The sequence below is a fragment of the Nonomuraea sp. B12E4 genome (genome assembly GCF_039871825.1).
Taxonomy (GTDB): domain Bacteria; phylum Actinomycetota; class Actinomycetes; order Streptosporangiales; family Streptosporangiaceae; genus Nonomuraea.
The window spans coordinates 104,776-128,496 of the sequence record NZ_JBDPME010000001.1 but is presented as its reverse complement, the minus strand read 5'-3'; the positions used below and the strand labels follow the sequence as shown (position 1 = coordinate 128,496).

Sequence of the window (23,721 nt, the reverse complement as noted above, 5' to 3'; positions counted from 1 at the left end):
GTGTCCGGCCGCGGCCGGACGTCCCGTTCAGCGGGCTAGAGGGGACGAAGGCGCAGGATGCGGGCGGTGGGGGCGGGCAACGCGGTGGTGACGGCCAGCTCGGCGGTCCGCGGGTCCCATGCGTACGTCCAGCCGCCGGCCGCCGCGGGATAGGCGATCTCCACGCGCAGGTCCCGCCCGGCCAGGTGAGGGAACGAGAGCACGGTTCGTGCCGTCGCCCGGTGTGAGGGGTCGTCCGCCGCTCCGGGTCTGCGCCAGATCCCCAGGTGGACGCCCTCCTCCGTACGCAGGCCGAGGGCGAGCCACGGGTCGTCCCAGCCCGGCAGGCCGAGCGGCCAGCACGGCACGGCACGCGGCAGGTCCGGGCGGAGGCTCTGGTGGAGCCGGACACCGTCGCGGACCAGGGCGAGCTGTTCGGGCGTCATCCGGTGCAGGTTGCCGGACAGGTACAGGCGCCCCAGGATGCCGGTGCACAGGGTGAAGGCGATCTCCTCCTCGGTCATCTCGGGCTGGGGGTAGGCCCAGTTGGCGGCCTGCTCGGGCAGCACCGCCAGCGGCGCCGCGACCGCGATCGGCGGGTAGCGCAGGAAGTCCTGCTGGTCGCTGGTGGACTGCAACTGCAGGCGCGACAGCATCGCGTAGTCCATGCGCATCGCACCGGAGCCGCAGTTCTCCAGCACCAGGTGCGGATGCCGCTCCAGGACGCCCTCCAGCCAGGCCAGATGGGCGCGGTTGTGCGCGAGCAGCCCGGCGCCGACGCTCGTGGCGTCCCGGTCGGTGCCCGCGCCGGGGTTGACGTTGTAGTCGAGCTTGAAATAGCCGGCGCCCAGCTCCTCCACCAGCCGGTCCACGACCTGGTCCAGGTGCGCCACGGCGGCCGGATGGCGCAGGTCCAGGTGGTAGCGGCCGTGCTCGACGACGCGGGTGCCGGCGCGCTGCAGGAACGCCTCGCCGGGCAGCTTGTCGGCCATCGGGCTGCGCACGCCGATGACCTCGGGCTCCACCCACAGGCCCGGCGTCATGCCGTGGCCGGCGATGCGGGCCAGCACCTCCTCCAGGCCGCGCGGGAAACGGGTCTGGGAGGGCTGCCACTCCCCCACGCTGTCCCACCAGTCGCCGCCGTCGTCGTACCAGCCGGCGTCCACGCAGAACACCTCGGCGCCGGCGGACGCCGCGGCGTCGATCAGGGGCAGCAGCTTGTCCGTCGTCGGGTCTCCCATCAGGGTGTTCATGTAGTCGTTGAACACCACCGGCAGCCGGGCGCGGTCGGGATGGGGGCGCAGCAGGGCGCGCCGGTGCGCGGTCAGCGCCGCCGCCGCGCCCTCCAAGCCGTCGTCGGAGACCGCGATCGAGACCGGCACGGTGGTGAACGACTCGCCGGGGGCGAGCAGCTCGCTCCACTGGTGGTCGTGGTCGGTGGGCCCGGACAGGGCGACGTACGCGCCGTCCAGCCGGTCGCCGGTCTCCCACCGCCACGGGCCGTTGTGCTCGATCTGCCAGAGCCAGGTGTGGCCGGTGTCCCGGTCGGTCAGGCCGCCCATGGGCACGTACCGGCCGCTGGACCAGGTGCCCGAGCTGGTCACGGCGAACGTGCCCTTGCCGTGCTGGCCGTGCCCGGGCAGGCCGAGGTCGGCCAGGTGCGCGCCGAGCGGCCTGCCGGTCCAGCGGCTCTCGCCGAGCCACTGGCTGTCGGCGTACAGCACGTCCAGCCCGCTCACCGGCCGGCCGCGGAAACCCGCGGCGAAGGAGGTGACGGCCAGCAGCATGACCGGTTCCTCGCCCAGGTTGGTCACCCGGACCGACGACTGCACGGCCGCCACCCCCTCGCGCGAGCGCAGGGTGAGCTCGGCGCCCAGCGCGGAACCCTCGTCGCGCATCCGGATCCGCAGCTCGTGCCATCCGCCCTCGGCCGACTGCTCCGCCCCGGTGTAGCGCAGTCGGCAGCCCACCGCCGTCTCCGACAGCCGCTGTGACGCCCTGGCCCGGCCGGCGCCGGGTACGAGCACCTCCACCAGCGGCTGCGCCACCCGCGCCGGCAGGATGGGCGGCCCCGGCGACAGCTCGCGCAGCACTACCGGGCGATCCGGGTGGACCTCCACGACGGCGGCGAGGCCGGGATGCCCCCAGCGCAGGTGTTCCACGGACGAGAGCACAGGTTCCCCTCCAGACGAGGACGGCCGGCGACCGGTGTGACCGGTCACATTTTCTGAGCGACAGTGTGAGCGGTCACATGCCGCGGGGGAAGTCCCCTATGCGAGATCGTTACGTCCGGCGTCCCACGAGCCGCGCGACGCCCTCAGGCGACCGGGCCGGCGGCCCCCAAGGAGGGGGCCGCGGGTCTCAGGGCCCGTTTCCCGACGGCCGCCGTGGTGGCGCGGTGGACTCCCGCACCACCAGGCTCGGCGCGACGAGATCCACCCGGGGCTGCTCCCGGCCGGTCAGCTCGGCCACGGTCGCGCGGAAGCAGGCCCGTCCCAGCCCCGCGAAGTCCATCCGGACGGTGGTCAGCGCGGGCGTCCAGAACGCCGAGCCGGGGATGTCGTCGAACCCGACGACGCTCACGTCACCGGGCACGTCCTTGCCCGCGTCGTACAGTGCCCGCCGCACGCCCTGGGCGATGTCGTCGTTGCCACACAGGATCGCCGTCACGTCGTCCCGGGCGGCCAGCCGCTGCCCGGCCGCATAGGCGGAGGCGATGTCCCACCCGCACCCCAGCACCTCGGGGATCTCCGCGCGGCCCTCCCGCAGCGCGTCGCGCCACCCCGCCAGCCGGCCGCGCGGACCGCCCTCCGACGGGATCGCCACGTGGTGCACCGTCCGGTGGCCCAGCGCCAGCAGGTGCCGCGTGGCGTCGGCCGCGGCGCGCCGCTCGTCCAGCGCGATCGCCACCCGTCCCCGGTCGGGCGCGGCGGGCTCGGCGGCGGCGACGGCGGGCACGTGATCCGGCAGCGCCTCCAGCACCGCCACGCCCATCGGATCGAACGCGATCACCACCACACCGCCGGCGCTGGCGTCGCTCACGTAGTCCACGGTCTGCTTGACCTCGGCGGGCTCGGCCGACTCCACCACCCGGACGCCCACCGCCATGCCCTCGGCGCGCGCGGCCTCCTCGATCCCCCGCAGCGTGGCGGCGTAGCCGTACAGCACGGTGTTGGAGGTCACCACGGTGATGCCGCGGGCGCGGCCCAGGCTGAGCGCGCGGGCGGCGCGGCTGGGCCGGAAGCCGAGGCGCTCGATGGCCGCCAGCACCGTGGCCCGCGTCTCCGGCCGCACCCGCGGCGACTCGTTCAGCACGCGCGAGACGGTCTGGTAGGACACCCCCGCCGCGGCGGCGACGTCCCGGATGCTGGGCACGGCCACGTCACGGGCGCCAGAACGGGACACACGCCGGGAAGTCGAGGTCACGGTCACATGGTAGGCCCGGCGATCCAGGACGGATCCGACGCGCCAATGTCACGCGAGAAGATCGCAGACCTGGGCAGGCCCGCGCACGCCATGCGGTCGGTCCGGGAGGAGCACCGCCCGGCACATACCCGGGCCGCACCGGCGGGGGCGCCGGGGACGACGTAGGGTCCAGGTCAGCAACCAGTCCCGGCCGCGGTGCCGGCCCTCGCGAGATGGAATTCCGCATGAGCGTCATTCCCGCGCACCTGCGCGCCCTCGCGGAGCGCGCGGAGGCGCTTTCCGCCGAGGTACGGACCCTTTGCGCCGGCATCCCGAACGGGTCACCGGAGCACGACGGGCTGACGGCGGCCGCCGCGGGCGCCACCTTCGTCCGCCTCCACGACAGCGGCACGGTGTGACGGCCCCCGCACCCCCGGACGGCGCCGATGCCGGGAGACCGCCTCCGAGCGGCCGGACGCTACGACGCGATCCTCGGCCGGCTCGCGTCGCTGCCCGGCTGACGGCGCGCGGCGGGGGCTCAGACGCTGCGCAGGACCGAGACCACGATGCCCAGCACCACGGCGCCGTCGCCGTCGATGACGTCGTAGGCGGGGTTGCGCGGTTCGAGATAGACGTGCCCGCCGCGGCGGCGGAAGACCTTGACGGTCGCCTCACCGTCGATCATGGCGGCGACGATCTGGCCCGAGTGCGCCTCCGGCTGCTGCCTGACCACGACGATGTCGCCGTCGCAGATGGCCGCGCCCACCATCGAGTCGCCCCGCACCCGCAGGCCGAACACGTTGCCCCGCCCGGTGAGGTCGCGGGGCAGGGTGAGCGTGTCGTCCAGGTGCTCCTCGGCCGCGATGGGAGTGCCGGCGGCGATGTCCCCGACCACGGGCACGGTCACCAGGTCGCCGGCCGGCCGCGGCGCCGAGGCCCGCAGGAACAGCCGCACGTCGATCGGCCGGGTCATCGTCTCGCCCCGGCGGAGGAAACCCTGCTCCTCCAGACTCCTCAGGTGCTTCGACACCGATGAGGGCGACCGCAGCCCGACCGCGCGGCCGATCTCGCGGGTGCTCGGCGGGTATCCGTACCTGACCACCCAGTCCCGGATCGTGGCCAGGATCCGCTGCTGGCGCTCCGGCAGGACCGAGGAGTCCAGATACTCGAACGCGTCGGGATCGTCGTAGGTGGTCATCTGCGAAATGCTAGAGGCCGGCGTCCAACGCGGAGTCATCGGCACGGCAGGGCTTTCGCATCTTGACCTCACACTGCCGTGCGGACGCATGTCCCGCCGGGTGAGCGGGCAGGCACATGGAGTGATGGCCGTGGTTCCGGGCGCGCTCGTCGCCGCCGTGCTGGTCGCCGTTCCCGTCATGCTGGTCGCCGTTCCCGCCGTGCCCGTCCCGTACGCGCCGACCGGTGCGGGCGTTGTGGTGTCTCCGGCCGAGCCGGCGAGCCTGCCCGGGCTGGTGGACCTGGTGGTCCGGCGGCTCGTACTGGCCGATGCCGTGGCGGCGGCGAAGTTCGGCGGCGGAGGTCCCATCAGCGATCCGGCGCGGGAGCGGGAGCTGCTCGACTCGGTGGCCGCCCTGTCGGCGGGGCTCGGTCTCGACCCCGAGGCCGGGGTGCGATTCTTCCGCGCCCAGATCGAGGCTTCCAAGGTGGTGCAGCGGGGTCTGCACGCGCGCTGGCGGGCTCACCCGGCGCTGCGGCCGCGTGAGACGCCCGACCTGGCCACCGAGGTGCGCCCGCGCCTCGACCTGCTCACTCCCCGGCTGCTGCGCCTGCTGAAGCAGACCGCACCGGACCGGGGATGCCGGACGCGCCTGGCCCTGGCGCGGCGCGCGGCCGGGACCCGAGCCCGCCTCGACGGCCTGCACCGCGACGCACTACGCCTGGCCCTTGCCCCGGTGTGCTGGCCCGCTGAGGGCGCAAAACCTGAAATCGAGTGAAAGCGGGGTGCGAGGCTGGCATGCGTCGAAGTGGGTCCGCCAGGAGGTCGTCAGAGTGGGTCCGCCAGGGCCGCGGTCAGGCGTGAGGCGAGGGTCGCGACCGCCGCCCGGAGTTCCGGGCCGCCCTCGACGCGGAAGGCGAAGGGCACGGCCGGCAACCACTCCTGCGCGTACATCGCCGGATTGCTGGTGCTGCCGACGAGCACGCACCCGTCCCCCAGCGGTTCGAGCCGTCCCATGGGCGGCCGCACCCAGGGCGCCACCTCGGCCGGCGGGGCCTCGAACACCACGCGGGTGGGGAACTCCCAGCCGCTGCCCAGGTTCTCCTCCAGCACCGCCACCGGGTCGAGGCCGGCGGGCGGCTCGAACCCGTACGCGCTCTGCCGGACCGCCCGGATCCGGTCGACCCGGTAGGTGCGGATCGCGTCCGCGCGATGGGAGTGGCACAGCAGGTACCAGCGGCCGAAGCGGACGACCACCGCCCACGGGTCCACCTCGGCCTGCCACTCGTCGCCGCTCTCGCTCCGGTAGGTGACCAGCACGCGGCGGCGGCCCGCGACGGCGGCGACGAGCGCGATGGTGATGGTGGGATCCGGGCGGGCCGCGTGCCGGTCGGGCGCGGCCGAGGCGTGCTCCCGCAGCGCCGCCGCCTGCCGGCCGACGCTCTCGGGCAGCGCCCGGATGACCTTGCCCAGGGCGGAGCCGACCAGGTCGTCGGCGTCGGCGGCGGCGGCAGGCTGGCCGTCGAGCACCGCCATGACCAGGCCCAGCGCCTCGGACTCGGTGAAGGCGACCGGGGGCAGCCTCGCCCCGCGCCCGAGCCGGTAGCCGCCGTAGGGGCCCCGGGCCGACTCCACGGGGATGCCCGCCTCCCGGAGGATCCCGACATACCGGCGCGCGGCCCGCTCGGTGACGCCCAGGGACGCGGCGAGCTCGTCGGCCGTCACGCCGGGGCGGGTCTGGAGGATCTCCATGGTACGCAGGGCTCGTGCGGTGGGGCTGAGGTCGATCGGCACATGAGCAGATTAGGAGGTCATGGAAACAACCCGGAAGTAAATCGTCCGGAATCGCCCCTAGCGTGGTCCCCCATGACCGAGTTCCGCCGGCAGGACCTCTCCGGCGCGCGCTTCGAGCGCGTGAGCCTCCGGGATGCCGCCTTCACCCGGGGGCTGTTCAACGACGCCCGCATGCACGCAGCCGACTTCCCCCTCGACCCGCACACCCTGGAGAAGGAACAATGACCATGGACATCCTGCTCATCGCCGGCCTGTGGCTCGACGGATCCGCGTGGGACGACGTCGTGCCCGCGCTCAAGGACCTCGGCCACCGTCCCGTCCCGCTCACCCTCCCCGGCCAGGGCAACGGCTCCGCCTCGGCCACGCTCGACGACCAGGTGGCGGCGGTGCTCGCCGCGGTGGACTCGGCGTCCGGGCAGGTCATGGTGGTGGGGCATTCCGCCGCCTGCACCCTGGCGTGGCTGGCCGCCGACGCGCGGCCGGAGCGGGTCGCCAAGGTCGCCCTCATCGGCGGCTTCCCGACCGGCGACGGGCAGCCCTACGCCGACTTCTTCGAGCTGAAGGACGGCGTCATGCCCTTCCCCGGCTGGGGACCGTTCGAGGGGCCGGACTCCGCCGACCTGGACGAGGAGGCCAGACGAACCATCGCCGCCGCGGCGATCCCCGTCCCGGCGGGGGTGTCCAAGAGCGTGGTACGCCTGACGGACGAGCGGCGGTTCGACATACCGGTCGTCCTGGTGTGTCCGGAGTACACCCCCGCCCAGGCCCGGGAGTGGATCGAGGCCGGCGACGTGCCCGAGCTCGGCAGGGCCAAGCATCTCGATTTCGCCGACATCGACTCGGGCCACTGGCCGATGTTCACCCGGCCTGCCGAGCTCGCCCGGCTCCTGTCCGCGGCGGCCACCCCAGCCTGACCCACCCGGCCTTCCCCCCACTCCGGCCAAACCCGGCCGGGCCTGCCCCGCTCCCGGCCGCGCCGGCTACCCCGGCGCCTTGCCACGGCGGGTCATCCCGGCAGGCCATCACGTGCGGCCGAAGCCGACGGCGAAGGCGCGCCTGAGATACTCCCAGGCCGGGGTGGTGAGAATTCCCTTCGTCGCGGTTTCGGCCCCCTGCCGGTCGATCTTCGCGTAGAGCGCCGACAGGACCCCCCTGTCGTCCCCGGTCATCTCCACGACCGTCTCGGACCATTCCCGGGCCAGTCGCTGGACCTCCGGGTCGGCGGGATCCGTGGCCCGCCCCGCGTGCTCGTCCAACCGGCCGGCCAGCTCCGCCATCCGCTGCCGCCACCGGGCGAACCCCTCCTGTCCTGCCTCCTCATGCCGCTGCCTGAGCCGGGCGAACTGCTCGGCGGTGAAGTTCCTGGCCTGCATCGTCGCCTCCATCGCGTGGATGAGCTGGTCGATCGACGGCTCCCCGGCCTGGCTCAGGTTTCCGGCCAGGCTCCGCAGCCGCCGCCGCAGCGTGCTGTGCAGTGCGACCTGACGTTCCACCTGTTCGAGCTGGCGGGCGAGCACGCTCCGCAGATCCCCGCCGTCGCCGTCCAGAGCGTCCGCGATCTCGCCGAGGGACAACCCCAGCTCGCGCAGCGCCAGGATCCGATACAGGCGGCGCACGTCATCGCCGGTGTAGAGGCGATGGCCGGCGGCCGACCGCTCGGCCGGACACAACAGCCCGATCTGGTGGAAGTGCCGCAGGGTCCGCACCGTCAAACCGGTCGCGGCGGCGAGTTCGCCGATCTTCCAACGTCGTTCGGTCACATCGATCACCCGTCGGAACGCTATGTGCTGACGTCGCGTCCGGTGCAAGCCCCGATGTTCGGAGGCGACGAGCCGATCTTGGCGTAATGTGCAATTTTCGTGTCGTTGACGCCATGACCGCGGCGCGACCAGCATGAAAGGCATGCAGCGACGGGTTCTGATCCTCGTCTTCCCCGGCTTCCAGCTCCTGGACATGGCCGGGCCCGCCGACGTGTTCGGCACGGCCGACCTGCTCCTGGCCGGCCGCGGCTACCAGGTCGAGCCGGTGGCCCCGCGGGCCGGCACCGTACGCGCCGGGAACGGGGTCACGGTCGTGGCCGGAGGGCTCCCCGAGGTGACAGGACCGGTCGACACGTTGCTGGTGGCGGGCGGGTTGACCGTGCCGGAGCACGTACGGGATCGGGAACTGGTCGAGACCGTCGCCCGGCTCGGGGCGTCCGCGCGGCGGGTCGCCTCCGTCTGCAACGGCGCGTTCCTGCTGGCCGAAGCCGGGCTGCTGGACGGCCGGCGGGCCACCACGCACTGGCTGGTCGCCGGTGAGCTCAGGAGCCGGTACGACCGCGTCGAGGTGAACGCCGACCCCCTCTACATCGAGGACGGCCACGTCTGGACCTCGGCGGGCGTACTGTCCGGCGTGGACCTCTCGCTCGCTCTGGTGGCCAGGGACCACGGCCACCGGCTGGCGAGGGACGTGGCCCGCGGGCTCGTGGTCTATCTGCACCGGCCGGGCGGGCAGAGCCAGTTCAGCACGCCGATGCGGACCATGACGCCACGCAGCGAGCCGCTGCGCGAGCTGCAGGCCTACATCGACGCCAACCCCACCGCCGACCTGAGCGTGCCCGCGCTCGCCGCCCGGGTCGGGATGAGCGAGCGGCACTTCTCCCGCGTCTTCACCGAGCAGACCGGCCTGTCCCCCGGCCGGTACGTCGAACGCAGCCGGGCCGACACCGCCCGCCGCCTCCTGGAGGTCACCGGACACCCCCTGGAGCGGGTGGCCAGGGAGGCCGGGCTCGGCACCCCTGAGACGCTCTACCGCGTCTTCCGCCGCCACTGGCGGATCTCACCCGGCGACCATCGTCGCCGTTTCCAGTCCAAGGAGAGATGACATGCAGGTGGCAATACCGCTGTATCCGCGTTTCACCGCGCTGGACGCCGTCGGGCCGTACACGGCACTGGCCTTCGCGCCCGGCTACACCGTCACCTTCGTCGCGGCGGAGGCGGGCCCGGTGACCGACGACCGCGGCACGCTCACCTTGACCGCCACGGCGTCGTACGACGACCTGCCCCGGCCCGACATGATCGTCGTGCCGGGCGGGGTCGGCACCTTCGACGCCCTGAAGGACGAGGCGCTGATCCGGTGGGTCCGGGAGGCGCACGAGCACACGCGCTGGACGACCTCGGTGTGCAGCGGGGCGCTCGTCCTGGGGGCCGCGGGGCTCCTGAAGGGACTGACCGCCACCACCCACTGGGCCCTGCTGGACTCCCTCAAGCAGTACGGCGCCGAACCGCTGAGCGAGCGGGTGGTCACCGAGGGCAAGATCGTGACGGCGGCCGGGGTGTCGGCCGGCATCGACATGGGCCTGACGCTGCTGGCCCAGGCCAGCGACGAGGTGACGGCCCAGGCGGTGCAACTGGCGATCGAGTACGATCCGCGGCCCCCGTTCGACTGTGGCTCCCCGGGCAAGGCCCCCGAGGGGATGGTCGAGCGGGCCATCAACCTCATCGTCTGACCGGAATCGCCCCGGGAGACATCCGTACGGAAGCGAACGCCCCCGCCCCTCCAGCCTGGGGCGAGGGCGTTGCCCGTCCGGGCCCCATGTCCGGCAGGCCCGGAGGTCTACCGTCAGCCTGGAGCGTTCCAGCACGGAAAGCGATCCTCGTCCCGGCCCGCACGGGCCCGGCCGCCGCCGTGACGCTGCCGCGTGTCATGTCGGCTCCTTCGCCGGTGAGGGCGCCGCCCGGAAAGGGCCGGGTGCTGGAGACTATGGGCCGCGGCCGGGCCGCGGCTTCAGGGCGCGGCCCAGGGAAATCCCCAGACCACCGGGAGCACGTCGAAGTGGACGACCACGTGGCCGACCGACGGGCCGGGGGTGGCGGCGGGCGAGTCGTACTCCCTGCGCCCCCCGTGAGCGCCGCCTTCGCGGTCGGGGCGGTGGCCGGGTCCCTGCTGCCGGGACGGGCGGCGGGAATCTTCGGGGAGTTCAGGACGATCATCGCCGGGTGGCTGATCAGCAGCCTGCTGTACCTGGTGCCCGTGCTCGCGCCCTCGCCGTGGACGCTCTACCCCGTCGCCGTCCTGTGGGGCGTGACGGGAGCGGCGACCAACGTGCTCGTCATCTCGGCCCGGCAGCGGCTGATCCCGGCGGAATTGCTCGGTCGGGTCAATTCGGCATACCGCCTCGTCGGTATGGGTGGGATGCCGCTCGGAGCAGCCCTCGCGGGCGTTGTAGCCGAGTTGGCCGGGATTGCTGCCGTCCTCGTGGGCGCCGCGGGAGTACGTTTGACGGCAGTCGGGCTAGTGTGGCGCGCCCCGTCGGATCAAATTTCTGGGCCGCTGACCAGCGAACCCACACTTTCCGACATATCCAGATCACGTTAGGCACCCTACGGCTGGTGCTGAGGTGACATGATTATCCCCGAGCTTGAGGGGATGGTATGCGGAAGATCGGCGGACGGTACCTCCTGAATGAGGAGGCCGGTCGTGGGGGTATGGGTGTCGTCTGGCGCGCGTTCGATCAGCTCCTCCACCGTACGGTGGCGCTCAAGGAGCTGACCTTGGCCGGTGAGGCCGAGATGGTGCGTCGCCGGGTGCTGCGCGAGGCCAGGATGGCTGCTGGGCTCACGCACCCGAATATCGTGACGGTCCACGACCTGATCGAAGAGGGCGGAAAGCTCTGGATCGTCATGGAATACCTTGACGGCTTGTCGTTGCACCAGCTGCTTTCCCAGGTGGGCACGTTGCCCGCGCAGTCGGTGGCGGCGATCGGGCAGCACCTGCTCGCGGCGCTGCGCACCGCGCACCAGGCCGGGGTGCTGCACCGTGACGTCAAGCCCGCCAACGTCATGCTGACCGGCGACCGGGTGGTGCTGACCGACTTCGGCATCGCCACCGCCGAGGGCGACATCCGCATGACGACGTCGCGGCGCCTGCGTGGCACGCCCGCCTTCATGGCGCCCGAGCGGCTCCACGGCGGGCCCGCCAGCAAGGAGGCCGACATGTGGTCCTTCGGCGCCACTCTCTACAGCGCCGTGGAAGGCCAGCCGCCCTATCCCGGGCAGGACGCGGCCACGGTGCTCGGCATGGCGCGAAGCGGCCCGTACCCGCCGCCACGGCGCGCCGGGGTGATGCGCCCGCTGATCGAGGGCCTGCTCTTTCACGACCCGATCCGCCGCTACACCCCGGAGCAGACAGCGGGCCTATTAGCGGGCATGCGCGCCAGCGCATACCAGGCGGCCATCTAGCGCCCGCCCGCACCCGGTGCGGTGGTGAGGCCCGGTCCGGGCGCGGGCGGTGTGGTGGTGCGGCGTGGGCGGGGTGGATCCCGCCCACGTGACCGGTCCGTCCCCGTTCGGGAGGGCTACTCCTCCTTGCCGCGGGCTTCCACCTCCGCGGCGTCCAGGGCGGCCGCCTCCTCCGGGGTCGGCGCGGTGCCGCCCAGGTGGGCGGGCTGCCACCACACGCCCGGCGGCACCTCCGGATACGTCCGCTGCGCCCGGTCCACCATCTCCGACATGCGGGCGTGCAGGTCGGCCGCGTGCTGGTCCACGTCCTCGCCGCGCTTGGGGTAGACGGGCTCGCCCACGATGATCGTGAGCGGCACGTGGCGCTGGAAGAGGGCCTTCGGGCGGCCCTTGGTCCAGAAGCGCTGGCTGCCCCACAGCGCCACCGGAATGAGCGGCGTCTTGGTCGCCTGCGCCATCCGGATGGCGCCGCTCTTGATCTCCTTGACGGTGAACGAGCGGCTGATGGTCGCCTCGGCGAAGACCCCGACGACCTCACCGGCCTTCAGCATGCGCAGCGCGGTGGCGTAGGAGCTCGCCCCCGCTCCCCGGTCGACGGGGATGTGGTGCATGCCGCGCATCAGCGGCCCGGAGATCCGGTGCTCGAAGACGTCCTCCTTGGCCATGAAGCGCACCAGCCGCTTCGAGGGCAGCGCGGCGAACCCGGCGAAGATGAAGTCGAGGTAGCTGATGTGGTTGCTCACCAGCACCGCGCCCCCGGTCCGCGGCACGTGCTCCGTCCCCTCCATCTGGATGCGGATGTCGAGCATACGAAAGAGGGTCCGCGCGGCGGCGATCACCGGCGGGTACACGATCTCAGCCATGAGCAGAAGGTAGCTTACTCAGGCGGGTTCCACGGTAGTCGGGAGGCTCACCATGCCCCGTACGTTGCCGTGCGCGGTCCTCCGGATGGCGGCCTCGTCGATGTCGTAGCCGGGCGAGACGGTCTTCGTGAGCTCCTCCAGCGCCACCCGGCCTTCGAGGCGGGCCAGCGGGCCGCCCAGGCAGTAGTGGCGGCCCACACCGAAGCTGATGGCCCTGCCGGTGTCGCGGCTCAGGTCGTAGGTGTCGGCGGCGGGGAAGATGGATTCGTCCCGGTTGGCGGAGCCGATCAGCAGCCAGATCCTGGCGTTCTCGGGGACGAGGGTGCCGTACCACTCGGTGGGACGGGTGAGGCGGCGGGCCAGGCCGTGCGCGGGGGTGTCGTACCGCAGCGACTCCTCCACCCACGGCTCGATCGCCCCGGCGAAGGCGGCGGCGCGCTGGTCCGGGTTGCGCCACGCCCAATACCAGGCGGCGCTGAGCAGGTGGGCGGTGGTCTCGGTGCCGGCCCCGATGAGCAGGAACACGAACGCGACGATGTCCTCGTCGGTCAGCTCGCCGTCGGCGGCGAGGGCGGAGACGAGGTCGTCTCGCGGCGCGGCCCGGCGCTCGGCCGCGATGGAGCGGTAGTAGTCGCCGAGCGCGAGCAGGCTCTTGACGCCGTCCTCGGCCATCTGGCCCCGCGGGTCGTAGGCGAGCGCGACGGAGAAGGAGCGGCGCACGCCCGCCCGCTCCGACGGCGGGACGCCCACCAGCTCGGAGATCACGTCGAGCGGCAGCTTGGCGGCGAAGTCACGGGCGAAGTCGAACGTGCCACGCTCCACCGCCTGCGCGAGGTGACCGCGGGCGATCCGCCGGATCATGGGTTCGAGCGCGGCGACCCGGCGCGGGGTGAAGCCGCGGGAGATGGCGGCGCGCATCCGGGTGTGCTCGGGCGGGTCCATGGCGACGAACGACAGGAACGAGCGCGCGTGCGGACCGGAGGCGCCGGAGTCGAGCATGGGGCCGTGGTCGCTGGACAGCAGGGCGCTGTCGGCGAACGCGGCGGACACGTCTCCGTGCCGGGACAACGCCCAGAAGCCGAGTTCGGGGTTGTGGTAGAGGGGCGCCTCGCGGCGCAGCCGCGCGTAGACGGGGTACGGATCATCGTTGACGGCGGGGTCGTACGGGCTGTAGGCGACGTCCACGCCGCCTACGCTACGACGCTTGCGCCCTCGTGAAAACGGGCAGATGTTCTGACCATGAAGAAGCTCATCAACACGGCAGAATCCGTCGTTGAGGACGCGCTGAACGGCATGGCCGCGGCCCACCCCGCGCTGCGGATCCGCGACCGGGTGGTCTACCGGGCCGAGGGCCCGCGAGCCGGGAAGGTCGGCCTGGTCTCCGGCGGCGGCTCAGGGCACGAGCCGCTGCACGCCGGATTCGTCGGCCACGGCATGCTCGACGCCGCCTGCCCGGGCGAGGTCTTCACCTCCCCCGTCCCCGACCAGATCATCGACGCGACCCGGGCGGTGGACGGCGGCGCCGGCGTCCTCCACATCGTCAAGAACTACACCGGCGACTTGCTGAACTTCGAGATGGCCGCCGAGCTGGCCGAGGACATCGAGGTGGCGAGCGTGCTGGTCGACGACGACGTGGCCGTACGGGACTCCCTCTACACGGCGGGCCGCCGCGGCACCGGGGCGACGCTGTTCGTGGAGAAGATGGCGGGCGCGCTGGCCGAGGAGGGCGCGCCGCTGGACCGGGTCGCCGCCGTGGCGGGCGAGGTGGACGAGCGCAGCAGGTCGTTCGGCATCGCCCTGACCTCGTGTACGACGCCGCACGCGGGCAAGCCCACGTTCGACCTGCCGGAGACGGACGTGGAGCTGGGCATCGGCATCCACGGCGAGCCGGGCCGGGCCCGCGTGCCGATGAGCTCGGCCCGCGAGCTGGCCGAGACCGCCGTGGAGGCCGTGCACGGCGACCTGCCGCTGCGCGGCGACCTGCTGGTCATGGTGAACGGGATGGGCGGCACGCCCCTCATGGAGCTGTATGTGGTGTTCGCGGAGGTGGCGGCGTTCGTCCGGGGGAAGGGGGCACGGGTGGCGCGCTCGCTCGTGGGCAACTACGTGACGAGCCTGGACATGCAGGGCTTCTCGGTGTCGGTCTGCATGCTCGACGACGAGCTGACCCGGTTGTGGGACGCGCCCGTCGAGACGCCCGGCCTGCGCTGGGGGCGCTGATGGACACCGGCGTGCTGGTGGCCTGGTTCGAGGAGGCGGCCAGGCTGATGCACCAGGACCGCGAGCGGCTGACCGACCTGGACGCCGCGATCGGCGACGCCGACCACGGCACCAACCTCGACCGCGGCTTCAACGAGGTGGCCAAGGCGCTGGCCGCCACGCCGCCCGAGACGCCGGCTCAGGTGCTCGCGACGGCGGGTGCGACGCTGATCCGCCGTGTCGGGGGCGCTTCCGGGCCGTTGTACGGGTCCGTGTTCCGGCAGATGGGCAAGTCGCTGACCTCGCCGGTCACCCTGGCCGGGTTCGCGGCGGCCTTCGAGGAGGGGGTCGTGGCGGCCGAGCGGCTGGGCAAGGCGGCGCTGGGCGACAAGACCATGGTGGACGCCCTGGCTCCGGCCTCGCGCGCGCTGGCGCTGGCCGTACGGGACGGGGTGGGGGTGCGGGAGGCGTTCGAGCAGGCGGCGCGCGCGGCGGCGGACGGCGCGAAGGCCACGATCCCCCTGCAGGCCCGCAAAGGCCGGGCCAGCTACCTGGGCGAGCGGAGCGTGGGCCACGAGGACCCGGGCGCGGCCTCGGCGGCGTTGCTCATGGCGGCACTGGCGGCGGTGGTCACGTGACAAGCACCGGTGCCGTGGCGGTGAGGCCGATGCGTGATGACAGGACGGGTGACGGGGTGGCAGGGCGGGTGACGTGATGGTGAGGGCGGTGGCGTGATGGTGGGGGTGGTGCTGGTCTCGCACAGTGCCGGGCTGGCGGCGGAGGCGGCGGCGCTGGTCCGGGGCATCGCGGGGCCCGAACCGCCGGTCGCCGCGGCCGGCGGCACCGGTGACGGTGGGCTGGGCACGAGCCTTGACCTGATCGAGGAGGCGGTGCGGGCCGCCGACCAGGGGGCCGGGGTGGTGATCGTGCCTGATCTGGGCAGTTCGGTGCTGACCGCCCGCCTCGTGGAGGAGGACGGGCGAGTGGTGGTGGCGGACGTGCCGTTCGTGGAGGGCGCGATCGCGGCGGCGGTGGCGGCGGGTGCGGGCGCGCCGCTGGCCGACGTGCTGGCCGCGGCCGAGGAGTCCCGCGCCTACCGCAAACTCTGAGCCACCGGCCGCGTCAGTGGCCTTTGAAGGCTTCCTCCAGCCACCAGGAGCCGTGCTCGCCGGTGACCTTGGCGTGCACCAGAAGCGGGCGGTCGCGCGGCCCTTCGAGCCAGGCGGCCACGCCTGACAGGTCGGTCCGCTCCCGGACCGTGACGGCGGCGAAGCCGAGCCCCCGCGCCGTGGCGGCCAGGTCCGCCGGCGGGAAGGTGACCGTTTCCAGCGGGTGGCCGTGCGGTCCGAAGTGGTGCACCTCGGCCCCGTACGCCTCGTCGTCGTAGACCACGACCACCATCGGCAGGCCGAGCCGGACCACGGTCTCCAGCTCCGCGAGGCCCATGAGGGCGCCGCCGTCGCCGAGCGCGGCCACGGGGAGCCGGTCCGGCCGGGCCACGGCGGCGCCGATCGCCGTCGCCAGTCCCAGCCCGATCGACTGGAACGCCTGCGTGAAGCAGAACCCGCTCTCGTCCGGGACATCAATGAACATCGACGGATATCCCATGAAATTTCCCGAATCGACCGCGAGGATCCGCTCCCGCGGCAGCAGGTCGTCCAGGCCGATGCTCAGCGTCCTCGGGTCGATGCGCCCGCCACCGCTCTCGTCCTCGTACGCCACCGTCCGCCAGCGCCCCCCGGCCCGGATACGAGCGGCGAGCCCCGGCCGGCGATACCCCTCGACGGGCGCGCCGACCTGGTCGGCCAGCGCGCTCGCCACCAGCCCGACGTCGCCCACCACGCCCAGATCCACGGGCACGTACGCCTTGAGCGCCGCCGGATCGAGATCCACCTTCGCCACCTTCGCGTGCGGCGAGATCAGCCGGCCGTGCCCGGTGGTCCACATGTTCAGCGCGCACCCCCAGCCGATCACCAGGTCGGCCCCCTGGATCAGCTCGGTGGCCAGCGGCGTGGCGAAGCCGCCGCTCACGTCGAGGTCCCACGGGCTGCCCCGGAAGAGCCCCCGCGCCACCGCCGAGGTGGCCAGCAGGGCGCCGGTGCGGTCGGCGAGCTTCTCCAGCCCCCGCCGTGCGTGCCGGGCCCCGCGCCCGGCCACGAACACCGGCCGCTCGGCCTCCCTGAGCAACTGCGCCAGGGCCGGCACCTCGCCGGGTGAGGGCTCCACGGCGGGCGCCCGGCTCGCGTCGACGGTCCGGGCGGCGATCTCCGCCGCGTCGAACGGCCCGTCCAGGGACGCGGCCTGGACGTCCAGCGGCAGGTTCAGCAGGACGGTGCGCCGCTCCCGCACGGCCACCCGGTACGCCCGCGCCACCTGCTCCACGGCCCTGTCCGCGGAGGTGACCCGCATCGGCACCGCCCCCACCGCCGCGGCCAGCCCGGCCTGGTCGATGTGGAAGTTGGAGGAGGGCTCGGTGGCCTCCCCGGCGAGCACGACCAGCGGCGTCCGGCTCTTGGCCGCCTCGGTGAGGCCCGTCACCGCGTTGGTGAGCCCAGGCCCCTGGTGCACCGAGACGATCCCTGCCTGGCCGCTCATCCGGGCGTAGGCGTCGGCCATGGTGGTGGCCCCGCCCTCGTGGCGGGCGGCCACGAAGCGCACGCCGCCGGCCCGGAGCGCGTTGGTCACGTGGAAGTTGCCGCTGCCGACCACGCCGAACGCGGTCTCCACGCCGCAGGCGGCCAGGACGCGGCCGACGGCCTCCGCGACGATCAACGTTCGACCAGGGCGAGCACGCGGACAGGGCTGCCGGAGCCGCCCACGATGGGCAGCGGCGGCGCGACCACGACGGCGCCGGTCACCGGCAGGCGGTCAAGGTTGCGGAGCTGGGTGAGGCCGTATTTGCCGGCGCCGAGCAGGAAGGAGTGGCACGGGAAGGCGGGGTCGAAGGAGTGGGCGGCGCCCGCGTCGGTGCCCACGGTCTCGACGCCGAGCCCGACGATCGGGGTCTCGGAGGCCAGCCACGACGCGCATTCGATGGAGATGCCGGGCGTGTGCGGGCCGGTCTCGTCGGCGTTGAGGAAGGCGGCCTGGTCGCCGGAGCGGGTGTCCCAGCCGGTCCGGTAGAGCAGCCAGCCGCCATCGGGAAGCGGGCCGTTGGCGCGCTCCCACTCCCGCACGTGGTCGATCTGGAGGAGGAAGTCGGGGTCCTTGGCGGCCTCGGCGGCGAAGTCCAGCACCACGGCGGGGGCGATCAGGCTGCGCGCGGGCACCTGGGCGACGTCCAGGCCGTCGCGGCCGGTGACCCAGTGGACGGGCGCGTCGAAGTGGGTGCCGGTGTGCTCACCGGTGTGGATGTCGTTCCAGTACCAGGCGGGGCCGCGATCGTCGTAGCGGCTGATCTCCTCCAGCCGGAACGGAATCGTGTTGCCGAACGGCTCGGGCAACTGGAGGATCGGCGTCTCGGACGACAGGGGCGCGGTCAGGTCGATCACCTCGATCGCCCCGCTGCGCACGCTGTCCACGAAGCTCTGCAACACCGACATGTCTTCCTCCTTGGTGGGCTTAGCGCATCCTCCTACGCCCGCTCCACCACCGCAAACAACGTCACGCCTTGATCCACTTCGCGCACCCGCCGGTCTGGAACGCCTTGTCGGTGGCCTGGATCGTGACGGTGGCTGCCCCCGTCGGCATGGCGGTCGCGATCACGCCGCCGGTCGTGGTCCTGAGCCTGGCCCAGAAGCACATGCTGAACCCCGCGGTGGGCCCGCTCGTGCGGTAGGTGCCCGGCTGGATGTCAGTGCCCACGACCAGCGTACGCAGGGAGGCGGGGTTGACGCTCAGCAGCCCCGTCCCCGTCTCGCCGCCCGGCACCGTCTGGCCCGGCGCGGTCTGGCTCGGCACCGTCCCCGGGGCGGTCTGACTGGGCACGGTCTGGCCCGGAGCGGTCTGACTGGGCACCGGCTGACTGGGCACGGGCTGACTGGGCACGGGCTGGCTCGGCAGTGACTGGCTCGGCAGTGACTGGCTGGGCGACGGCTGCTCGGGGGCCGTGGCCTCCGGCTCCGACGGCGTCTCCTCGACCGTCACAGTGACCCTGGGCGCGGACGGCTCCGACGTCGTGCCCGCGCCGAACCCCACGAAGACCCCGAGCAGGAACCCCAGCAGGGCGGCGAGCCCGGAAACGAGCACGATGATCGTCGGACTGCTCGACGCCCGAGGGTATTCGGGATACTGGGGGTAATCAGATGGCGGCCCGTACATCACGGACCAAGCGTGCCATCCCTGTCAACGGTGGAGGTAGTCCACGAGGGACGCCTTCTCCGTCTCCAGCTCCTCGATGGCGCTCTTGACCACGTCGCCGATGCTCACGATGCCCACCAGCCGGCCGTTCTCGACGACCGGCATGTGCCGGAAGCGCTGGGTGGTCATGGTCCGGCGCAACGTGTCGACGTTTTCGCCGGGGCCGACCGTGCGCACCTCGGTGGTCATGATCTCCGACACGCACTGATCGAGGACGACGGCGCCCCGATCGTGCAGATGGCGTACGACGTCACGTTCGGACACGATGCCCTCGATCGTGACGCCGTCGGTGGAGACCACGACGGCCCCGATGTTGCGCTCTGCGAGTCTGGTGAGCAACTCCCGCACCGTCGCGCCAGGCGCCACGGTGGTCACGTCGCTGCCCTTACCGCGCAGGATTGTCCCGATGAGCATGTGCACCACCTCTGCCCTCAGTCTTCCAAGTCTGGCTCCAGGCAAACAACACCGGAGGACGCCGTCAAGCGCTCACGTAGGCTGCTGACGTACGTGATCTCGTACATTGACCGAAAACCACCCTGGGGACTGCCACATGACCGAGGTGCTCAACACCGGAAGCCACGACCTTCCCATCACCGAGGAACTGGCCGCGTTCATGCGGACGGGCTGGGCCGGCGGGACGGCCCGAGACACGGCGCCGGTGACGGCACGGCCGATCGCGCCGTGGGCGGCCAAGCGCCGCGCCGCGCTGGCGCAGCGTTTTCCCGGCGAGCGGCTGGTGATCCCGGCCGGCCGGCTGAAGGTGCGCAGCAACGACAGCGACTACCGCTTCCGGCCGCACAGCGCCTACTCCTACCTGACCGGCGCCAGTGAGTCCGACGACGTGCTGGTGATCGAGCCGTCGGGCCAGGCGGTCCTGTACGTCAGGCCTCGCGCGCCGCGCGAGGAGGGCCAGGAGTTCTACCGGGACCGGCGCTACGGCGAGTTCTGGGCCGGCCCGCGGCCGGACCTGGCGGAGGCGGCCGAGCTGTACCAGGTGGAGTGCGCCCACATCCGCGACCTGGAGCTGGAGCGCCCGGCCCGGGTGCTGCGCGGCGTGGACGCCGCGGTGGACGCCCGGGTGCCGCGCGGCGACGGGGACGCCGAGCTGGAGACGTTCCTGGCCGAGATGCGGCTGGTCAAGGACGAGTGGGAGCTCGGCGAGCTGCAGTCGGCGGTGGACGCGACCGTACGCGGCTTCGAGGACGTGGTACGCGCCCTTCCCCAGGCGTTCGGGCACGCCCGGGGCGAGCGGTATCTGGAGGGTGTGTTCGGGCTGCGGGCCCGGCTGGAGGGCAACGCGGTCGGCTACGACAGCATCGTGGCCTCCGGGGCGCACGCCTGCGTCCTGCACTGGATCCGCAACGACGGCACGCTCAACCGCGGTGACCTGCTGCTGCTGGACGCGGGCGTGGAGACCGACACGCTCTACACCTCCGACGTCACCCGCACGTTCCCGCTGGCGGGCACGTTCGGGACCGTGCAGCGGCAGGCGTACGAGCTGGTGTACGAGGCGCAGACGGCGGCCATCGCCACGCTGAGGCCGGGCGCCCGCTTCCGCGACTTCCACCTGGCGGCCATGCGCGTGATCTGCGACGGCCTGCGCGACTGGGGCCTGCTGAAGGGCTCCACCGACACCCTCATGGAGACGGGCCTCTACCGCCGCTACACCCTGTGCAGCAGCGGCCACATGCTCGGCCTGGACGTGCACGACTGCGCGAAGTCGCGGGCGGAGGTCTATCTGGACGGCGTGCTGGAGGAGGGCCAGGTGCTCACGGTCGAGCCGGGTCTCTACTTCCAGCCGGACGACCTGACGCTGCCGGAGGAGCTGCGCGGCATGGGCATCCGGATCGAGGACGACCTCGTCGTCACCGCCGACGGGGCCACTCTCATGTCCGCCGGGCTCCCCCGCCACCCGGACGAGGTCGAGTCCTGGATGGGTGCGCTGTTGTAACGGGGCGGTCACGTTTCGTACCTGGCTGACAACGCCGACCCCGGGCCTCATACCTTTTCCGCAAATTCTCACCAAAGCATCGACTACTAGACAGGCCGTCAGTAGGGTCGGTCATCCGTAGCGGCGGAGGTGGTCGTCTGATGACCCTGGGCTACGTCGGACGCCGGGCCGGATCGCTGCTGGGCCAGGTCGGTGACCTGTTCGTCATCGTCCTTGAGGCATTACGCAGGAGCTGGGACGTCCGGCGCTGGTGGTGGGAGTTCGTCGAGCAGTGCTGGTTCCTCGCCCGCGTCACCAGCGTCCCCGTCCTGCTCGTCTCCCTGCCGCTGGGAGCCACCGTGGCGCTGCAGGTGGGCGAGCTGGCCTGGCAGCTCGGCGCCGGGTCGGCCACCGGCAGCGCGGTCTTCGTCGGCCTCATCCGTGAGGTGGCGCCGCTGGCCAGCGCGCTGCTGATCGCCGGGGCCGGCGGCAGCGCGATGACCTCCGACATCGGCGCGCGCAACATCCGCGACGAGCTGAGCGCGATGGAGGTCATGTCGGTCAACCCCGTCCACCGCCTGGTCACGCCGCGGATGTGGGCGGCCGGCACGGTCGCGGTGTGCCTGTGCCCGCTGGTCATCCTGGCGGGCGCGAGCGGCGGCTACTTCTTCAACGTGGTGGTGCAGGGCGTCACGCCCGGGGCGTACTTCGACGGGGCGCTGTCCCTGGTCGTGGCCTCCGACCTGTACGTCACGCTGTTCAAGGCGTGGATCTTCGGGTTCATCGCGGCCGCGGTGGCCTGCTACAAGGGCATGACGTGCGCGACCAGCCCGGTCGGCGTGGGGCGGGCGGTCAACCAGGCGACCGTGCTGACGTTCATGCTGGTGTTCACATTCAACTACGTGATCTCGGCGGTCTACTTCCTGGCCTACCCACCGAGGTCGCTCTGATGGTCACCTGGACCGCCGGTTCGGGACTCGCCCGCCTGCTCACTCATCGGGGACGGGACCTCGCCGAGCGGTTCGCGACGCTGGCCGACTGGCCGCTGTTCGTGTGGAAGGTGCTGTTCTACTCCGTCCGGGACATCGTCCTGCGGCTCAAATACGGCAAGGTCGTCATCAAGCAGGTCAGCGACGTCGTGGTGGGCGTCGGGGCGACCGTCATCGGCGGCGGCATGATCTTCGTGGTGTTCACGATGGCCTTCGTCGTGGGCGCGACCGTGGGCCTGCAGGGTTACCAGGGGTTGCAGGCGATCGGCGCCGAGTCGTTCATGGGCCTGGTGGGCAGCTTCGCCAACGTACGTGAGATCACCCCGATCATCGCCGCGACCGCGCTGGCGGCTCAGGTGGGCTCATCGTTCACGGCGGAGCTGGGCGCGATGCGGATCTCGGAGGAGATCGACGCGCTGGAGGTGATGGGCATCAACGCCTTCACCTACCTGGTGTGCACCCGGGTGGTGGCGGCGCTGCTGGCGCTGGTGCCGATCTATCTGATCGCGTTGTTCGCCAGCTTCTTCGCCACCCGGCTGATGTGCACGGTGCTGTTCGGCCTGGCACCGGGGGTCTACGACTACTACTTCTACCTGTACCTGCCGGTCAGCGACATCGTGTTCAGCGTGGCCAAGGTCGGCGTGTTCGCCTTCACCGTCATCGTGATCCACTGCTTCCACGGGTTCCACGCCACCGGGGGGCCGGTGGGCGTGGGCGTGGCGGCGGGGCGCGCCATCCGCCAGTCGATCGTCACGATCGTGCTGCTCAACCTGCTGCTGTCGTACCTGTTCTGGGGCGGCGGTGGCAACATACCGCTGACGGGGTGAGCCGGTGGCCCGTTTCGAGCTCTCCCTCACCGCCCGGGTGGGCCTCGCGCTCGCCGTGCTCGCGCTGCTCGCGGGCGCGATCATGTACGTCGTCCGCCCCACCGCGATCTTCGGCACCGCCGTCTCGGGCACCCGGATCGACGCCGTCTTCGCCCGGTCCGGCCAGGGCCTGGACACCAACTCGCCGGTAAAGATCCGCGGCATCAGGGTGGGCGAGGTCACGAACGTCTCGCTCGACCCCCGGGGCCGGGCCGTGGTGACCATGCACGTCGATGCCGGCGTCAGGGTGCCCGCGTCCACGGTCGCGTCCGTGGAGCCGACGTCGGTGTTCGGCCCCAAGTTCGTCGACCTGCGGCCCGGCTCCGGTGAGACCACCGGCCCCTACCTGGCCGGCGGCGCGGTCATCACCGACACCGAGGGGCCGCTCGACCTGTCCGACACGCTCGGCGCCGCCTACCGCGGCCTGGACGCCGTCGATCCCCGCGAGGTGACGGTCATCGTGCACACCCTGGCCAAGGGGCTCGACGGCGAGGGCGAGCACCTGCGCGAGCTGATCGGCGACGCCGGCACGGTCGTGGGCGTCGCGCACCGGCAGCGCGGCCGGGCCCGGCAGTTCCTGCACGACGCCGCGCTGCTGGGCACGGCACTGTCGGACAAGGGCGACGAGCTCGTCTCGATCTCCTCCGACGTCAACGTCATCACCACCGACCTGCTGAAACGCGCCGACAAAGTACGCGTGCTGCTCCAGCAGGTGACCTCCGTCTCCGGGCAGGCCGCGCACGGGCTGGCCCGGCACCGGCAGGACCTGCGGGCCGGCGTGCATTCGGGCGAGCGGGTGGCCTCCCTCCTCTATGCCCAGCTCGGCCTGGCCGGTGACGGCGTACGCGGCCTGAACCGGCTGGTGGACCTGCTCAACGAGCTGATCGAGGCGCCGGGCCCGGACGGCACCCGCCAGCTCCAGGTCGAGGTGTTCGTCGCCACCGACATCTGCGAGCTCATCGTCGGCGCCTGCGGCCCGGCCGACGGGAGGCGGTGAC

At 72.5% G+C, this 23,721-nt stretch carries 26 protein-coding genes; 15 read left to right on the top strand and 11 right to left on the bottom strand.

Going from position 1 to position 23,721, the window contains the following annotated elements; genetic code table 11:
- Positions 1-35: 35 nt before the first annotated feature.
- Both ABGB18_RS00605 and ABGB18_RS00600 read right to left on the bottom strand, forming a co-directional pair.
- Entirely contained in the window at positions 36-2,153 is a 2,118-nt protein-coding gene (locus tag ABGB18_RS00605) for an alpha-galactosidase (RefSeq protein WP_347693258.1), read from the bottom strand.
- Between the two features lie 187 nt (positions 2,154-2,340).
- The gene (locus ABGB18_RS00600; RefSeq protein WP_347693257.1) at positions 2,341-3,405 is read right to left on the bottom strand and encodes a LacI family DNA-binding transcriptional regulator; all 1,065 of its coding nucleotides are present in this window, start codon (positions 3,403-3,405) and stop codon (positions 2,341-2,343) included.
- A gap of 224 nt (positions 3,406-3,629) precedes the next feature.
- Here ABGB18_RS00600 and ABGB18_RS00595 point away from each other — a divergent pair, with 224 nt between their 5' ends.
- Entirely contained in the window at positions 3,630-3,803 is a 174-nt protein-coding gene (locus ABGB18_RS00595; protein WP_347693256.1) for a hypothetical protein, read from the top strand.
- Positions 3,804-3,922: 119 nt separating this feature from the next.
- Here the strand turns inward: ABGB18_RS00595 and lexA are convergent, their stop codons facing one another.
- On the bottom strand, positions 3,923-4,582 hold the full coding sequence (gene lexA / locus ABGB18_RS00590) for a transcriptional repressor LexA (RefSeq protein ID WP_347693255.1): 660 nt from the start codon (positions 4,580-4,582) through the stop codon (positions 3,923-3,925).
- A 124-nt stretch (positions 4,583-4,706) separates the two neighbouring features.
- On the opposite strand from lexA, the gene aroQ reads away from it, so the two are divergent.
- Positions 4,707-5,339 carry a gamma subclass chorismate mutase AroQ gene (gene aroQ, locus ABGB18_RS00585; protein ID WP_347693254.1) on the top strand — a complete coding sequence of 211 codons (633 nt, stop codon included), beginning with the start codon at positions 4,707-4,709 and terminating at the stop codon, positions 5,337-5,339.
- A gap of 50 nt (positions 5,340-5,389) precedes the next feature.
- Here the strand turns inward: aroQ and ABGB18_RS00580 are convergent, their stop codons facing one another.
- A complete protein-coding gene (locus tag ABGB18_RS00580; RefSeq protein ID WP_347693253.1) occupies positions 5,390-6,355 on the bottom strand; it encodes a WYL domain-containing protein in 966 nt (321 codons plus the stop codon).
- 72 nt (positions 6,356-6,427) lie between these two features.
- On the opposite strand from ABGB18_RS00580, the gene ABGB18_RS00575 reads away from it, so the two are divergent.
- Together ABGB18_RS00575 and ABGB18_RS00570 are read left to right on the top strand one after the other, a co-directional pair.
- Positions 6,428-6,580: a pentapeptide repeat-containing protein gene (locus ABGB18_RS00575; RefSeq protein ID WP_347693252.1), complete on the top strand. Its 153-nt coding sequence runs from the start codon at positions 6,428-6,430 to the stop codon at positions 6,578-6,580.
- Positions 6,577-7,269, top strand: coding sequence for an alpha/beta hydrolase (locus ABGB18_RS00570; protein WP_347693251.1), 693 nt, complete (start codon positions 6,577-6,579; stop codon positions 7,267-7,269). The genes ABGB18_RS00575 and ABGB18_RS00570 overlap by 4 nt, the downstream gene beginning before the upstream one ends.
- A gap of 108 nt (positions 7,270-7,377) precedes the next feature.
- Here ABGB18_RS00570 and ABGB18_RS00565 read toward each other — a convergent pair whose 3' ends face one another.
- Positions 7,378-8,115: a MerR family transcriptional regulator gene (locus tag ABGB18_RS00565; RefSeq protein WP_347693250.1), complete on the bottom strand. Its 738-nt coding sequence runs from the start codon at positions 8,113-8,115 to the stop codon at positions 7,378-7,380.
- 142 nt (positions 8,116-8,257) lie between these two features.
- On the opposite strand from ABGB18_RS00565, the gene ABGB18_RS00560 reads away from it, so the two are divergent.
- From ABGB18_RS00560 to ABGB18_RS00545, 4 genes are all read left to right on the top strand, one after another.
- On the top strand, positions 8,258-9,220 hold the full coding sequence (locus tag ABGB18_RS00560) for a GlxA family transcriptional regulator (RefSeq protein WP_347693249.1): 963 nt from the start codon (positions 8,258-8,260) through the stop codon (positions 9,218-9,220).
- A gap of 1 nt (position 9,221) precedes the next feature.
- Complete coding sequence (locus tag ABGB18_RS00555; protein ID WP_347693248.1) at positions 9,222-9,845, top strand: DJ-1/PfpI family protein; 624 nt, start codon at positions 9,222-9,224, stop codon at positions 9,843-9,845.
- Positions 9,846-10,240: 395 nt separating this feature from the next.
- Positions 10,241-10,714, top strand: a complete 474-nt coding sequence (locus ABGB18_RS00550; RefSeq protein ID WP_347693247.1) for an MFS transporter — start codon at positions 10,241-10,243, stop codon at positions 10,712-10,714.
- 56 nt (positions 10,715-10,770) lie between these two features.
- Positions 10,771-11,577 (top strand): serine/threonine-protein kinase, encoded by an 807-nt coding sequence (locus ABGB18_RS00545; protein ID WP_347693246.1) that lies wholly within the window; start codon positions 10,771-10,773, stop codon positions 11,575-11,577.
- Positions 11,578-11,693: 116 nt separating this feature from the next.
- Here ABGB18_RS00545 and ABGB18_RS00540 read toward each other — a convergent pair whose 3' ends face one another.
- Together ABGB18_RS00540 and ABGB18_RS00535 are read right to left on the bottom strand one after the other, a co-directional pair.
- Positions 11,694-12,440 carry a lysophospholipid acyltransferase family protein gene (locus ABGB18_RS00540; protein ID WP_347693245.1) on the bottom strand — a complete coding sequence of 249 codons (747 nt, stop codon included), beginning with the start codon at positions 12,438-12,440 and terminating at the stop codon, positions 11,694-11,696.
- Positions 12,441-12,458: 18 nt separating this feature from the next.
- Positions 12,459-13,625, bottom strand: a complete 1,167-nt coding sequence (locus ABGB18_RS00535) for a cytochrome P450 (protein ID WP_347693244.1) — start codon at positions 13,623-13,625, stop codon at positions 12,459-12,461.
- A 54-nt stretch (positions 13,626-13,679) separates the two neighbouring features.
- Here ABGB18_RS00535 and dhaK point away from each other — a divergent pair, with 54 nt between their 5' ends.
- From dhaK to ABGB18_RS00520, 3 genes are all read left to right on the top strand, one after another.
- The gene (dhaK, locus tag ABGB18_RS00530) at positions 13,680-14,660 is read left to right on the top strand and encodes a dihydroxyacetone kinase subunit DhaK (protein WP_347693243.1); all 981 of its coding nucleotides are present in this window, start codon (positions 13,680-13,682) and stop codon (positions 14,658-14,660) included.
- Positions 14,660-15,277, top strand: coding sequence for a dihydroxyacetone kinase subunit DhaL (dhaL, locus tag ABGB18_RS00525; RefSeq protein WP_347693242.1), 618 nt, complete (start codon positions 14,660-14,662; stop codon positions 15,275-15,277). The genes dhaK and dhaL overlap by 1 nt, the downstream gene beginning before the upstream one ends.
- Positions 15,278-15,373: 96 nt before the next feature.
- The gene (locus tag ABGB18_RS00520; RefSeq protein ID WP_347694281.1) at positions 15,374-15,748 is read left to right on the top strand and encodes a phosphoenolpyruvate--protein phosphotransferase; all 375 of its coding nucleotides are present in this window, start codon (positions 15,374-15,376) and stop codon (positions 15,746-15,748) included.
- Between the two features lie 13 nt (positions 15,749-15,761).
- Here the strand turns inward: ABGB18_RS00520 and ABGB18_RS00515 are convergent, their stop codons facing one another.
- The 4 genes from ABGB18_RS00515 to ABGB18_RS00500 all read right to left on the bottom strand — a co-directional run bounded on the left by ABGB18_RS00515 (position 15,762) and on the right by ABGB18_RS00500 (position 19,352).
- Positions 15,762-17,411 (bottom strand): thiamine pyrophosphate-binding protein, encoded by a 1,650-nt coding sequence (locus tag ABGB18_RS00515; protein WP_347693241.1) that lies wholly within the window; start codon positions 17,409-17,411, stop codon positions 15,762-15,764.
- Complete coding sequence (locus ABGB18_RS00510) at positions 17,408-18,181, bottom strand: cyclase family protein (RefSeq protein WP_347693240.1); 774 nt, start codon at positions 18,179-18,181, stop codon at positions 17,408-17,410. Before ABGB18_RS00510 ends, ABGB18_RS00515 begins: the two co-directional genes overlap by 4 nt.
- 61 nt (positions 18,182-18,242) lie before the next feature.
- Positions 18,243-18,827: a hypothetical protein gene (locus ABGB18_RS00505; RefSeq protein ID WP_347693239.1), complete on the bottom strand. Its 585-nt coding sequence runs from the start codon at positions 18,825-18,827 to the stop codon at positions 18,243-18,245.
- Between the two features lie 96 nt (positions 18,828-18,923).
- Positions 18,924-19,352: a CBS domain-containing protein gene (locus ABGB18_RS00500; RefSeq protein WP_347693238.1), complete on the bottom strand. Its 429-nt coding sequence runs from the start codon at positions 19,350-19,352 to the stop codon at positions 18,924-18,926.
- Positions 19,353-19,488: 136 nt separating this feature from the next.
- Here ABGB18_RS00500 and ABGB18_RS00495 point away from each other — a divergent pair, with 136 nt between their 5' ends.
- The 4 genes from ABGB18_RS00495 (at position 19,489) to ABGB18_RS00480 (ending at position 23,720) form a co-directional block, all read left to right on the top strand.
- Complete coding sequence (locus ABGB18_RS00495; protein WP_347693237.1) at positions 19,489-20,889, top strand: aminopeptidase P family protein; 1,401 nt, start codon at positions 19,489-19,491, stop codon at positions 20,887-20,889.
- Between the two features lie 140 nt (positions 20,890-21,029).
- Positions 21,030-21,818, top strand: coding sequence for an ABC transporter permease (locus tag ABGB18_RS00490; RefSeq protein ID WP_347693236.1), 789 nt, complete (start codon positions 21,030-21,032; stop codon positions 21,816-21,818).
- Positions 21,818-22,684, top strand: coding sequence for an ABC transporter permease (locus tag ABGB18_RS00485; RefSeq protein WP_347693235.1), 867 nt, complete (start codon positions 21,818-21,820; stop codon positions 22,682-22,684). Before ABGB18_RS00490 ends, ABGB18_RS00485 begins: the two co-directional genes overlap by 1 nt.
- A gap of 4 nt (positions 22,685-22,688) precedes the next feature.
- A complete protein-coding gene (locus ABGB18_RS00480) occupies positions 22,689-23,720 on the top strand; it encodes an MlaD family protein (protein ID WP_347693234.1) in 1,032 nt (343 codons plus the stop codon).
- Position 23,721 lies beyond the last annotated feature (1 nt).

Coding starts and splice junctions, on each gene's coding strand:
- ABGB18_RS00595 (WP_347693256.1), top strand. CDS start 3,630: ATGAGCGTCATTCCCGCGCACCTGCGCGCCCTCGCGGAGCGCGCGGAG.
- lexA (WP_347693255.1), bottom strand. CDS start 4,582: ATGACCACCTACGACGATCCCGACGCGTTCGAGTATCTGGACTCCTCG.
- aroQ (WP_347693254.1), top strand. CDS start 4,707: ATGGCCGTGGTTCCGGGCGCGCTCGTCGCCGCCGTGCTGGTCGCCGTT.
- ABGB18_RS00575 (WP_347693252.1), top strand. CDS start 6,428: ATGACCGAGTTCCGCCGGCAGGACCTCTCCGGCGCGCGCTTCGAGCGC.
- ABGB18_RS00570 (WP_347693251.1), top strand. CDS start 6,577: ATGACCATGGACATCCTGCTCATCGCCGGCCTGTGGCTCGACGGATCC.
- ABGB18_RS00560 (WP_347693249.1), top strand. CDS start 8,258: ATGCAGCGACGGGTTCTGATCCTCGTCTTCCCCGGCTTCCAGCTCCTG.
- ABGB18_RS00555 (WP_347693248.1), top strand. CDS start 9,222: ATGCAGGTGGCAATACCGCTGTATCCGCGTTTCACCGCGCTGGACGCC.
- ABGB18_RS00545 (WP_347693246.1), top strand. CDS start 10,771: ATGCGGAAGATCGGCGGACGGTACCTCCTGAATGAGGAGGCCGGTCGT.
- ABGB18_RS00540 (WP_347693245.1), bottom strand. CDS start 12,440: ATGGCTGAGATCGTGTACCCGCCGGTGATCGCCGCCGCGCGGACCCTC.
- dhaK (WP_347693243.1), top strand. CDS start 13,680: ATGAAGAAGCTCATCAACACGGCAGAATCCGTCGTTGAGGACGCGCTG.
- dhaL (WP_347693242.1), top strand. CDS start 14,660: ATGGACACCGGCGTGCTGGTGGCCTGGTTCGAGGAGGCGGCCAGGCTG.
- ABGB18_RS00520 (WP_347694281.1), top strand. CDS start 15,374: ATGGTGGGGGTGGTGCTGGTCTCGCACAGTGCCGGGCTGGCGGCGGAG.
- ABGB18_RS00510 (WP_347693240.1), bottom strand. CDS start 18,181: ATGTCGGTGTTGCAGAGCTTCGTGGACAGCGTGCGCAGCGGGGCGATC.
- ABGB18_RS00500 (WP_347693238.1), bottom strand. CDS start 19,352: ATGCTCATCGGGACAATCCTGCGCGGTAAGGGCAGCGACGTGACCACC.
- ABGB18_RS00495 (WP_347693237.1), top strand. CDS start 19,489: ATGACCGAGGTGCTCAACACCGGAAGCCACGACCTTCCCATCACCGAG.
- ABGB18_RS00490 (WP_347693236.1), top strand. CDS start 21,030: ATGACCCTGGGCTACGTCGGACGCCGGGCCGGATCGCTGCTGGGCCAG.
- ABGB18_RS00485 (WP_347693235.1), top strand. CDS start 21,818: ATGGTCACCTGGACCGCCGGTTCGGGACTCGCCCGCCTGCTCACTCAT.